This is a genomic window from Lactobacillus corticis (assembly GCF_018327645.1).
Taxonomy (GTDB): Bacteria; Bacillota; Bacilli; order Lactobacillales; family Lactobacillaceae; genus Lactobacillus; species Lactobacillus corticis.
Genome location: NZ_BMAY01000001.1, coordinates 53,423 through 65,540 on the forward strand (window position 1 = coordinate 53,423; position 12,118 = coordinate 65,540).

The window sequence follows — 12,118 nt, forward strand, 5'->3', positions numbered from 1 at the left end:
GGTATAACAAAAAAGAGCAGATATCAAGAATAAACTTTTTGGTCTGCTCGCTATGTTTATTTTGTGGTTTAAATTTCACTTTCGATTTTATCTAAAGCTGAAATTATCATTTCGCCTTTACGTAATTTTTTGGCTAACTCAACAGTATTTTCTTTCATTTCTTTATATTCTTTTTCCGAAATCGCATCTATTGCTTGTGGTAACTCGGATAAGCTTGAAATTGTTAAGCCAAGATTATTATCCTTAATATATTTTGCTATAGCTGCTTTATCCCATACAACGACTGGGATTCCAGAACTTAAATAAAGGGAGGCCTTGTGTGGATCATTATACTTTAAGTATTCGCCTAAAACTCCATTACAAGTGTCGATGCTAGTACCATCCCAAATCAGCCCAAAATTATAATCCAGATACTTTGGCAATTCTTCAGGAGTATGAACTCCCTCATACTTCACGGCTTTTCCAAAATTATCCTTTGGATTTGGTCCAAAAACATGCAGAGATAAATCTTCCCAGTTTACCTTACTTAAAAAGTCAGCTTTAAAAAGATTACCAGCAAAACAAACTGATTTCTCGTATTGATATTTTTCATTGATTGGTTGAGGATTCAGATAATCAAATACTCCTAATGATACTATCGGTGTCGTAACACCATTATCCTCCATCCATTTTTTCATGGAATCATTATGAGCAATAATCCCATCAGCAGAATTGAAATATCCGATCTCTTTCTTGTAAAATTCGGTATCACCCCGAAATGTACGTAGAGACTCGACATCGTGAATCACATAAATAATTTTCCCATCTTTATTTGTTTTTCGGTATTCAGATAAAAGCTTGGAAAAGATTTTTTGTGAGTTGATCGGGTATTGAATAATTAGTTCATCAATTTGCTTGCCTTTAAATAATTTGGGCAAAACAAAGAGTGTATGCTTAAGTTTATCTATTTTAGAATCCAAGTTTAAATTTACTCGAATTTCATTAACAGCTTTATCGTTTTTTAAGAAATAAACAACATCCTCTTTTGCCTTAGGTCCAGCAGTATTCTTTACAGAACTTATGTAGGTTACTATATATTTTCCCATTTTCATCCACTTATCTAATAATAATCAATATTAATCTTACTTACCTTTTTCCATTAAAGCATGGTAAATCTCTTCAAGTCTCTTAGACGAGGCTTTTAAATCATATCCAGCATTCCTAATGAGATCAGATGCTTCTATTGATGCTTGCTCCCTATCAAAGTTAGAAGCGTTTTTTACATCAGCAAAATACTGAGACCATTTTGCTTTTGCTACATTGCTGTCCTCTATTGGAAAAACCCTAACCAATTTAGTTTGATTCACCTTTTTTGGAATTTTATTTGAAATAGCCGTAGGAAGTCCTGCAACTTGAGACTCCAAAGCCGAAATACCAAATCCCTCAAATTTAGATGGAAAGGCAAAACAATCAAACGCTTGCAGTAATTCAGGAACGTCATCTCTATTCCCTAGAAACATAACTTTATCCTCTAATCCCAAAGATCTAACTCGATCTCTTAGGTTTCCTTCATAAGGACCTGAACCAACTAAGATCAGCACTGAATCAGAATCTATTTTTTGAAAATCGCTAAAAGCCTCTATTAAAAGGGTTTGATTTTTTTGATCAACTAAACGAGCTACATCTCCAATTACAAATTTGTGCTTAAGTTGAAGTTCCTTCCGCTTATTTAAACGGATCTTTTCGTCATACTGATATTTTTCAAGATCTATGCCATCATTTATTATTGATACTGACTTAACACTAGCTTTACCAAACATATATGCTGCTGCATCAGCAGAAACAGCAATTTTCTTATCAGCTAGCAAATTAACAACAGGTCTTAGTAGGCAAATCGCAGCTTTCTTTAAAATACTAAAATTAACAGGACCAGCAACATGTCCATGGACTATCAGTTTGGCCTTACTACCGGCTCTCTTAATTCTAATAATGCTTTTTATTGCTTCATAAGAATTGTCAGCATGTATATGAACAATCGAATAATTATTATTTTTAAAATACTCTATCGTATTTTTATCCATATCCCCGCCTAAATAAACAATTCTACCTCTCTTTTCGATATCTGTAGTTACAGACGTTTTTTCAAACTTACTATAAGAAATAAAATCATTTTCAATTTCATGGGGCATATATTTAGTTAGTCCGTAAGCAATTACAGACCGGCCACCATAACCAAAGTTCTCCGCACCAATTTGGGCAACCTTTATTCTCTTCAAATCCTTCTCCTTAATTCCAAGTCTACAGAAAATTTAACAATTAAATTATCTTCTCTTTGGTTAACATATCTGCACTAATCATAAATAATGGCATCATTAGATTAATTCCATAATTTATAAATGAATCCTCCGTCAAGCCATTAATCATAACAATTAATAGCACGCACCAGAACTTAAATGACTTACTACTGTACAATTGTTTTATCAATCTGATTAGCAGATACATAAACCAACTGAAATATAGGACTCCCCCCATATAAATGATTCTTACAAAGGAACTATCAATATAAAAGTAATTTCTAACTGAACTTGTAGTTCTGCCCAAACCTTGCTGGAAAATATTCTGTCCTAACAATTTTATATTGTAATAACTGGACAACGTATTCTGCAAATCTAAACGATTGCTCAGCAACTTGTTTAAGATAGCATATACATTAGAATCGTAGCTGAACATTTGTGTTGCAAATATAACGATAAAAATAAGTGCAAATATTAAAATTGAGCCTATTGGAAGAATAACTCGAAAGAATTTTGAATGCTCAGCGCCCGATAGTAGACTTACCAAAGACAGTAAAATCATACCAATAAAGTCATTTCTAGCTCCAGTAAGTTTAAAAACAAAAATACCACTTATCATAATTATAAATGCTAAAACAATCCGCATTCTGCGAGTATCTGTAAGAATTACAAGACCTGCAAATATATAAAAAACATAACTGGCAAATATTAATGGGTAAATTGTCCCTAGAGACTGTCTCATCACGCCGTCCCTATAGAAGGTCAGGTTTGAAATCAATCCTATTTTTGAAGAAATTGCAACCATAAACAGAGGCAAAGCTGTGGCAATAATTCCCACTTTCAAAATTTTCCTTGGTGATATACCAGAATAGGCAAAGATCAACAGAACAACATATAGAAATCCTTTATCTGCACCTCCAACCTTAATTGAAAGTACGCTAAAAATTATACCGATAATCGCCAGAAAAAATTTTTCTATCCTGAAGGAGGAGAATAAAAGCGTTATCAATGCAGCCGAGACAATGAGAAATGTTCGTAAATGTAATAGTGTTGAATTTCCATTATTAAACATTGAAAGCGAATAAACATTAATTAACGTGACTATTCCATATAACGAAAGTAGGAAATTTTCAAATTTCGCATTTTTCGTAAAGCTTTCTTCATTAATATCTACGTCTTTATATGGCATATTAACCTCGTTTGCGTTAAACAGCAAAATTCTCCCCCCCAATATTACCTTAGCTGGTTAAACAACCTTTATTTTTCAAAGGAACATTTCTCTGGCAGAAGTTTTTCCATTACCTGGACAAATTCACTGTTTACTTTATCAGCATCTACCTTAAAACCGTCATTTACACAAACTATTTTATACTTTTGAGATAAAATAAGATTCCAAAGGCCGGATCCGGCATCATCCAAACTCACTAGAGTACCTAAATGATAATCTCCTACCGAATAAGTTCCCCTGGCAATTTCCCAATATTTAAATAGCCAATTACTAACATCTGATGCTTGGCGAAAACGATGTGAGGAGGTTGAATCAAGGGTATCTTTTTCTTCTTTCCAAACTTCCTGAAAAGTACTCTTTCTCAACGGGTACGGAAGATGCGTTTCATAAAAGCCACAAATGAACTTACTTCTACTATAAATCAAACTCTTTATAAATAATTTTAAGCCTTGATGTATATTGAAAAAATGCCCCTTATCAATAATTTCTTTCTTTGAAAAGTGATCATTAATTATTTCCATTATGTTTACTTGAAAATTTGCCGTGCCACCTGACTGAGGAATAATTGGTGACAAAGCAGTGTTATATACTGGTAATCCATTATTATCAAAGAAGTCAGTGGGAGTTACTGACCTTGTCAAATACATATCGTCATTAAATAATACGAAATGTTCACTTAAATTAGGGATTTTATATACGTTTGGTTCAATCGCATTAGCGTTAAAAACTGGTAAGTATTTGTTATCAATAATTTGTGAATGATCTATAATTGTTACCTTTGAATAGTCTTCATTTAGCCAATCAGGCTTTTGATTATCCGTTACCACATAGACATGATTGACCCAAGGAGCAAACTTTTCTACCCCTCTAAACCAAAATTTAAAAGTTCCCCAATCTCTATAAGCTTTATCTGAACTCATTTTTTTATGCAGATCATCTACATTATTTTCTGCTTGGCCATATTTATTTTTCTTTTCCAACCATATTGGATCAGCACCATCGACCCAAGTTACGACGAAATCAATCTTCATACCAAACACCTTACTTTAAAATTAAACTTCAGCCTTACCATAAAAAACATCAATAATATCTTTACAGTGATCGCCAATCTTATAATTCAAATGAAGATTGACTACACTTTCTCTATATTTAATAAGATCTCTAGGTGAATTTAGCATTTTCAAAATGCTATTGTATAAACTTTTTTTATCTTCAAAAACCCAATCTTTAGGCAATAGATCTTTTGCACCAACATTTGAAGACACTAAGCACGGAGTTCCCTGTAGTAGGGACTCTAAAACAACGAACCCAAAAGTTTCATGCCATTTACTCGGTAAAACAACCACAGACATTTTTTGAATATCATCCTGAAGTTCTTCAAATGGCACAATACCATGGTTAACTACGTTCTTGTTGGTAAAGAATTCATCTTCTCGAATGTCCCCAAAAAAATGTGCTTCAATGTTATCAGATTTTGAAAGCAATCCTGACAAGACATCCTTTAGATCATAAAAACCTTTTTTTTCATCATACGGACCTATGTATGCCAACCTTAACTTTGTAACATTGGAATTTCTATTATTGGTTTTAAACCGATTATCCTTCAATCCGGCATGAGTAATTGAAATTGTCTTACCTTCAACATTTGGAAAATACTGTCTAAAGTAGTCTTCTGCCACCGAACTAACAAAGTGAAACTTGGTAATTTCGGAGAACATTGCCATATAATATTCTCTAAGTTTCAATCTGTTTTTTGCTCTTTCAGGACTCAGCAGTGATTCTTGATCTTCAGGTGATGGAATGCTTGTCTTTGCTGAGCCTCTTAATCTCTTGATTAATTTGGTGTTTTTTACCTGCTTGTATAGGTGGCTCTGCATCACAAACAATTTCTTTGACGATGGGCCTGGCATACAGAGCATACAGTCATAGCTGCATTTTTCGCTTCGAAGTTCTTTTAAGGGAGATTTGCTCAAAGTTTTAGGACATAATCCATAAAAATCATGGGTCGTATAAACCGTCTTTATTTTCTTTGCGTTAAGGTAATCTAAACACTCTTTTGGTAATCCCATCAAGGTATGTATATGAAAGACATCGGGATTAACATTTGCGATAAAATCAGTAAATTCTTTGATATCCCTTTCTTCCATCAATGATTGCTCATCACTAACACCTAAGCCCAGTGTTACAGGTAGCGGATTCTGCATTTCATAAACCTGAAAGTTGAAGTCAGAATTTTCTTTAACTAAATGCAATTTATTTTTTTGAAAAAGACGGATTTTCCCAGGATATAGCAAATAAACTTCGTTCGTTTTTCCTAATTCTTGCGAAATATCAAGGCTATATTGTGGCAAACCGCCTCTTCGGTAAGGCGGTAATCCAAGCGTATACTCAACTATTTTCATTCTTACTGTAAAAATTGGTCCTCGTATCTCTTAACAATCTTTTCCCAAGAATATTCATCTTGGACTCGTTTTTTCGCAGCTTTACCAAAATCATCAATTTGCTCTTGAGTTAATTTAATTGCCTCTTCCAGCAAATTCTTTAGTGAGCCATTTTCTTTTGACCAATATAAAGCTGCATCTTCCCCTACTTCATGATTGAAACCGACATCATAAAGGAGATTCAATTTTGTACTGCCTAATGCTTCAAGTAATGAAGGGTTCGTACCACCTACAGAATGCCCATGCAAGTATCCAAAGGCGTTTTCTCTTATATATTTCAACAGGTCCTTGTCATAAACAGTACCAACGAATTTGACCCGTTTATCTTTATCAAAATGAGTTTTTTCTTTCAGCTCTTCATAGAATTTATTCTTCTCAACATTAGTGATAATAACTAAATCTTGCTTTACATCACTAGCCATAAATTCACGAATCATGGTTTCGTAATTGTTTTCTGGCACAAAGCGTCCAACAATCAAAAAGTAATTGTTTTCCTTTATATCAAATTTTGAAAACCATTCTCTAACTTTGGAATCGTCTTGTGAAAGATTTGACGAATTTATATCTGCACCATAAGCAATGAAGGTAGTATTTGGCTTGTATTTTGCATAAGTGGTTTGAATGTACTTTTCAATATTTTTACTGTCACAAACGAGCAGATCAGCATTTTTTACCATGCCGCCCTCACTAACTTTCCAGTATTTTCTTACCGGTTTTGACCATTTTGCTCTAAGCCATTCATGACCATCTGGGTTAACCCAAACTTCAAAACCATATTTGTGAAACTTAGGAATGTAGCTTTTGATAAAAGGACCGATTCGACAAGCTAAAATATAAATTAAACCATTACGCATGTTGTTAGCCTTAATTTCTTTTAAGGCCCAATCTAAAGCTTTAAGATCATAAAGAATCGCTTTAGCGCCACCAATATTAGGTATATGGATCTCTTGGCAATCTGCCCCATTATAGTCGTAGTGGCGTGTTTCTTTATTAAAAGTCATGCATGCAACATGATACTTGATATTCTTATTTTCTTGTCGGGTTACCAAATTATCAACAAAAGTTTCATAACCACCATATTGGGCAGGAATACCCTTTGAACCAACTATAAATATATCCTTCATTATCTCTCTCTTATTACTCTCGACTTTTTATTATAAACAATACTATTTTGAGGAACATCTTTAGCGACTAGAGTTCCAGCTCCGATTACAGATCCTTTTCCGATGGTGACACCGTCCAGAATTATCACACCACTACCAATCCAGCAATTGTCTTCAATAGTGATACCTTTGTTATTTACACCTTGGTATTTGATATCTACATCTCGATTTGTGAAATTATGATTTTCAGCAAAAAAAGAGACTCTTGGTCCAACCATAACATCTTTGCCAATTTTTATAGGTCCAGAACAGCCAACAAAACCAAAGGGACCAATAGACGAATGCTCTCCCATTTCTAAACCATATCCGATATTACCAACGCCATAATAACTAGAAGGTCTAATTTCAGTATAACGCCCAATCGTCACATTATCCCCAAAATGAAGCCCGTTTGTAGACAAACCATGGATTTCTGAATAATCTTCAAATTTTACATTCTTTCCACAAAATATTGAGGCACGATGACTGATGTGTACAGATTTACCAACAAATATTTTCCCACTTTTGTGTACTCCCAATGTAAAGAAACCCCTTAGCAGTTTCTTAGCGGCATTCTTATAAATAATAATTTTATCTAAACTCTTAACTGATTCGCTAATATTTACCATTCTTCACCATTCATTCATTATCTAGATTAAAGCCAGTTGACTAAAACAGCCAACTGGCTTTAAATTTTTAATACGCACCATTAGGCTTAATAATTACCCCAATAGTTCGTACCAATATCGTGAAATCGTACCAAAGACTTCTTTTCGAAATATATTCAAGATCTAATTCAACCATTTGCTGAAAAGATGCATCGTTACGCAGGGTTACTTGCCAAAGACCGGTACATCCTGGTTCAACTAATAATCGCAATTTATCATAGTCAGTATATTGCGCAACTTCTCTTTCCAGAGGTGGTCTTGGGCCCACCAAGCTCATGTCACCGCACAGTACATTCCACAATTGAGGCAATTCATCGATGCTATATTTTCGAATAACTTTTCCCACTTTTGTTATTCGAGGATCATCTTTCATCTTAAACATTGCACCATCAACTTCATTTTGACTGATGAGTGATTCTTTCATTTTATCGGCACCAACGCACATTGACCGAAACTTCCACATTTTAAATGGTTTTTCCCCTTTACCCAATCTAGTCTGTGAATAAAAAATTGGTCCACCATCTTCATGTTTAATACATATAGCAACTATTAAAAATACTGGAGATAAGACTATTAAAGCAATTGCACTAATAATAAAATCAAATACTCTTTTGAAAAACATATAAATGTGGTGACTATTTACTTCATCTGGATTCAATCCTACATGTCGAGTAGATTTTTGTTCCATTTATACTCCCCCTTAGAGTTAGTTAAAATAGCCAAAAGCGTTTTTTCTTTTTTATTGGTTTCCAATACATTTGAACCGGTTCACCATTAATAATTGCCTTTGCGTTATCCTGATATTCTCTTGCTTTATCGACGCCAAATTCTTTGGACATTTTTTTATAAGCTTGATCAAGTTCATAATCGCGTTTTGCAAGCGCATGAGCATCCGAAGCAAAGGTTACTCCCTGACCTGCTGCAATCAAACGCTCTGTAAACTCCTGAACAGTCTTTCCGAAAGTTCCAACATAAGAACTGGCAGTGATCTGGGTCAAGCACCCGCTATTCAATAATCTTTCCAATTTAGTCGGATCATTGATAATGGCAGTATTCCGCTCAGGGTGTACTATAACTGGTGTGATTCCTCGAGATATTATTTGGAAAATCATTTTTTCCGTATAAGCTGGTACATCTTCACTAGGAAATTCCAACATCATATAGGTGTTGTCTTCATCTGCATAAAGAATATCATCATTATCAATAGCTTCTAGTAAATCACCATTAATACGAACTTCCTGTCCAGGGAAAACCTTTAGTGGAATATTGTTTTCCTCGAGTTTCCGCTTAAACTCTGATGTATACCTTAATACGTCATTTCGATGATTTACGTAACGGCCATTCATATGGTGTGGAGTCAGCAGTGCATATTCAATTCCATTTTCAACCGCAGCTTTGGCTAAACCCAAAGAGGTCTCCATATCAGGTGATCCGTCATCAATACCTGGAAGTATATGGCAATGCAAATCTATATATCCCATTTTCTCCACCTACTGTTTATCCCAAGTGTAACCACTATTTATCCGAAGTGTAACCATAACCATAACCGTAACCGTATCCCGAATTTTTGCCTTTATGATCATTCATTACGTACCCTAAGATATTCGTCTTGCTTAATCTGAGCATGTCGACAGTACGAGCAACATCGTCTTTTCTGGTTTTACCTTCTCGAACCACTAATACAAGGCCATCCAAATGAGCAGATAAAACTTGCGTATCTGGTACTTCTAAAATAGGCGGAACATCCAATACCACAATATCGTAAGCATTTCTCACGCTTTGCACAAAAGTATTCATCCTCTCAGAACTAAGTAATTCTGATGGATTGGGTGGGATAGGCCCACTAGTTAAAATTGACATATTGTCAATTCCTGATTTTTGAATAAAGGTATCTAATCTTATTTGAGAATCATGACTAGATAAAATTGTGGTCAATCCTTGTCGGTTTGAAAGTCCAAAAGTCTTATGTATGGTTGGTCGACGCATATCTGCATCGATAAAGAGTACTTTCTTGCCTTCCAAAGCCCAAGTAACTGCCACGTTTGCTGTAACGGTGGATTTTCCTTCACTTTGGTGGGCTGAGGTAAATGCTACAGTCTTGATTTCATGGTCTACGCTCATGAAATGAATGTTGGTCCTGATAGTTCGAAACTCTTCTGAGGTCGGACTTGTGGGATGAGCTACTGTGATAAGTTTTACACCATTATCGATGCTATCAGTACTAGGTTTTTTCCTAAACCAATCAAATGCCATTGTTCTCCTCCTAAACTCTATGTTTGCTTGAACGCTTTGGCTTCAATGCTGACATATTGCGTACACTATCCTCAAGTTCAATATGAGAAACGACACCTAAATTTGTCAAGCCCATTTCTTGTGTCATAAAGGTATCATCGCGAACGGTAACATCAAATAGTTCTCGTAAGACAATAATTAGAATACTTATTACAAAACCAGCTAACAAACCCACTGCCACATATAATTTAACTCGTGGAGAAGATGGTCTAGTTGGCGCAACAGCTCGAGCGACGATTGTTACATTTTCAACCGACATAATTTGAGCAATTTTCTTCTTAAATACTTTTGCAGTCGTGTTAGCAATCGCTTTGGCCCGCTCAGGGTTAGTATCGACTACATTTATGGAAAAGACTTGAGAATTTTGATTGCTTGATACAGAAATTTCCTTTGCCAGGGTTGCTTTACTTACGTTGTAAGCCTTGCCACTCTGCTCATAAACAGCCTTGGTAGCTTTCTTAACTAATTTTTTTGTACCGTCTGACAAAGTTTTGTATTTTGCCGGCTGAGCTTTTTTAACCAGCTTAGTAGGATGTGCCAACTCACTCTTGGTATCACTCAAAATAACATCATTTTTGATAAGATCCTTGTAGGTTGTAATTACTTGGATACCAGCTTGTTGAGCTTGATAAGCTTGACCGGCATCATTTTTATTAGTCTTTTGGTTTACTAAGACCTGTGTGCTAGCTGTATATTTAGGTGTTATAGCTATCTCAGTATAGCCCCAGGCAAGCAAACCTAAGCCTACTGTCCAGAGGACAATGCTCAAAACATGTTCTTTTAAAAGCGTAAGCAATCTACGCAAGTCGATCGTGTTTTCAGTATTCAATTTAATATTTCTCTCCCTACTCTACTGTTTTGGTTTTCAATCCCAAAGACTTTCTAACCTCATTACTTACTCTTTGGCGCTCACTCTTTGAAACTACTTCAAATGATACACCATCAATATTCGACGTAGTTCCTTGAGCATGGTCCGACTTAATTGTACCTAATGCTGAACGGTAGCTAGTTGCTAATTTGAGCATTGAGTTCAAACTTAGGTCAGTCTGAACTTGCTTAGATACCGAATCCAAAAACTCATTATTGAGCAATGTTCGATAAGAGGCAGATTCCTTAAGCAGCGCCATAACAACCAAACGCTGTCTTTCTTGACGTCCATAGTCCCCTCTTGGATCATCATATCGCATTCGACTGAAGGCCAAAGCTTTTTTGCCGTTCATGTGGTAAGTGACATTTTTCTTAAAGCTATAACCTTCATAGCTAAACGTCAAAGGTGATTTAACGTCAACGCCTCCTACTTGATTGATTGCCTTTTCCAAACCGCCCATGTTTATTAAGCCATATGCATAAATTGGAACACTAAATTCATTCTTAATTACAGAGATAGTTTCATCTACTCCTCCGTAAGTATATGCTGCATTAATCTTTGAAGGGGAATATTGGCTATACCCGGGAAGATTAACCTTCATGTCACGTGGAACGCTGACAATTAATGTCTTATGTGTTTTAGGGTTCAACGTGATCATCATGATCGTATCAGTTCTTCCCTTATAGCTACGCCCAAGCGCGCCGGTATCAGTCCCCATCACTAAAATACTTATTGGCTTTGAGGCATTCATCTGACTTGTCAAACCACTGGTAGTCTTATTTGATTTGTTATACATATTATTCGAAGCATTTCGGACGTTCCGATAAGCCAGAACTCCAAAACAAGCTAACACTACCACCACAAATATTGCTAAGACTCCCAGCCATTTTAGCCAGCGCTTGTGATGACGGTGATGGTGGTGGTGATGGTTTCTATTTATACCACTACTACGTTTTATTTCTTCGCTCACGATTATCTCCCAAAACAACGTTACGAAATCTAACGAACCTATTCTATCCAAAAATTGGTTCAAATTGTCAAGATTCTATCGAATCGAGCAACTCAAAATAGTATACCATGTTTCTTTGATATTTAAATATCAAGTTCAATTTTACTTTTTAAATCAAAATAAATAGTTCAAAACATTTTTAATCCTAAATATGAAATATTGTTCATCGAAGTTTATTACTGCTGCCTTCCTTTTAG

Annotated in this window: 12 protein-coding genes; all 12 read right to left on the minus strand. The window is 35.3% G+C overall.

The window, feature by feature from the left end:
• Positions 1-68 precede the first annotated feature (68 nt).
• On the minus strand, positions 69-1,085 hold the full coding sequence (locus tag KI210_RS00230; protein WP_212779882.1) for a glycosyltransferase: 1,017 nt from the start codon (positions 1,083-1,085) through the stop codon (positions 69-71).
• Between the two features lie 36 nt (positions 1,086-1,121).
• The gene (locus tag KI210_RS00235) at positions 1,122-2,255 is read right to left on the minus strand and encodes a glycosyltransferase (RefSeq protein ID WP_212779883.1); all 1,134 of its coding nucleotides are present in this window, start codon (positions 2,253-2,255) and stop codon (positions 1,122-1,124) included.
• A gap of 40 nt (positions 2,256-2,295) precedes the next feature.
• The gene (locus KI210_RS00240; protein ID WP_212779884.1) at positions 2,296-3,462 is read right to left on the minus strand and encodes a hypothetical protein; all 1,167 of its coding nucleotides are present in this window, start codon (positions 3,460-3,462) and stop codon (positions 2,296-2,298) included.
• 68 nt (positions 3,463-3,530) lie between these two features.
• Positions 3,531-4,532 carry a stealth family protein gene (locus tag KI210_RS00245; RefSeq protein WP_212779885.1) on the minus strand — a complete coding sequence of 334 codons (1,002 nt, stop codon included), beginning with the start codon at positions 4,530-4,532 and terminating at the stop codon, positions 3,531-3,533.
• Positions 4,533-4,553: 21 nt separating this feature from the next.
• The gene (locus KI210_RS00250) at positions 4,554-5,852 is read right to left on the minus strand and encodes a glycosyltransferase (RefSeq protein ID WP_246487290.1); all 1,299 of its coding nucleotides are present in this window, start codon (positions 5,850-5,852) and stop codon (positions 4,554-4,556) included.
• A gap of 53 nt (positions 5,853-5,905) precedes the next feature.
• Complete coding sequence (gene cps2T, locus KI210_RS00255; protein ID WP_212779887.1) at positions 5,906-7,066, minus strand: beta 1-4 rhamnosyltransferase Cps2T; 1,161 nt, start codon at positions 7,064-7,066, stop codon at positions 5,906-5,908.
• Positions 7,066-7,713 carry an acyltransferase gene (locus KI210_RS00260; RefSeq protein ID WP_212779888.1) on the minus strand — a complete coding sequence of 216 codons (648 nt, stop codon included), beginning with the start codon at positions 7,711-7,713 and terminating at the stop codon, positions 7,066-7,068. Before KI210_RS00260 ends, cps2T begins: the two co-directional genes overlap by 1 nt.
• Before the next feature lie 67 nt (positions 7,714-7,780).
• Positions 7,781-8,440, minus strand: coding sequence for a sugar transferase (locus tag KI210_RS00265; protein ID WP_212779889.1), 660 nt, complete (start codon positions 8,438-8,440; stop codon positions 7,781-7,783).
• Between the two features lie 22 nt (positions 8,441-8,462).
• The gene (locus tag KI210_RS00270) at positions 8,463-9,233 is read right to left on the minus strand and encodes a tyrosine-protein phosphatase (RefSeq protein WP_212779890.1); all 771 of its coding nucleotides are present in this window, start codon (positions 9,231-9,233) and stop codon (positions 8,463-8,465) included.
• A 34-nt stretch (positions 9,234-9,267) separates the two neighbouring features.
• Positions 9,268-10,005: a CpsD/CapB family tyrosine-protein kinase gene (locus KI210_RS00275; protein ID WP_212779891.1), complete on the minus strand. Its 738-nt coding sequence runs from the start codon at positions 10,003-10,005 to the stop codon at positions 9,268-9,270.
• Between the two features lie 10 nt (positions 10,006-10,015).
• Positions 10,016-10,873: a YveK family protein gene (locus tag KI210_RS00280; RefSeq protein WP_212779892.1), complete on the minus strand. Its 858-nt coding sequence runs from the start codon at positions 10,871-10,873 to the stop codon at positions 10,016-10,018.
• Between the two features lie 16 nt (positions 10,874-10,889).
• On the minus strand, positions 10,890-11,885 hold the full coding sequence (locus KI210_RS00285) for an LCP family protein (RefSeq protein ID WP_212780078.1): 996 nt from the start codon (positions 11,883-11,885) through the stop codon (positions 10,890-10,892).
• Between the last annotated feature and the right edge of the window lie 233 nt (positions 11,886-12,118).

What these genes read in the sequence shown, in the direction of transcription:
- KI210_RS00245 (WP_212779885.1), bottom strand. Translation starts at nt 4,532, where the DNA reads ATGAAGATTGATTTCGTCGTAACTTGGGTCGATGGTGCTGATCCAATA.
- KI210_RS00270 (WP_212779890.1), bottom strand. Translation starts at nt 9,233, where the DNA reads ATGGGATATATAGATTTGCATTGCCATATACTTCCAGGTATTGATGAC.
- KI210_RS00230 (WP_212779882.1), bottom strand. Translation starts at nt 1,085, where the DNA reads ATGGGAAAATATATAGTAACCTACATAAGTTCTGTAAAGAATACTGCT.
- KI210_RS00260 (WP_212779888.1), bottom strand. Translation starts at nt 7,713, where the DNA reads ATGGTAAATATTAGCGAATCAGTTAAGAGTTTAGATAAAATTATTATT.
- KI210_RS00265 (WP_212779889.1), bottom strand. Translation starts at nt 8,440, where the DNA reads ATGGAACAAAAATCTACTCGACATGTAGGATTGAATCCAGATGAAGTA.
- cps2T (WP_212779887.1), bottom strand. Translation starts at nt 7,066, where the DNA reads ATGAAGGATATATTTATAGTTGGTTCAAAGGGTATTCCTGCCCAATAT.
- KI210_RS00275 (WP_212779891.1), bottom strand. Translation starts at nt 10,005, where the DNA reads ATGGCATTTGATTGGTTTAGGAAAAAACCTAGTACTGATAGCATCGAT.
- KI210_RS00240 (WP_212779884.1), bottom strand. Translation starts at nt 3,462, where the DNA reads ATGCCATATAAAGACGTAGATATTAATGAAGAAAGCTTTACGAAAAAT.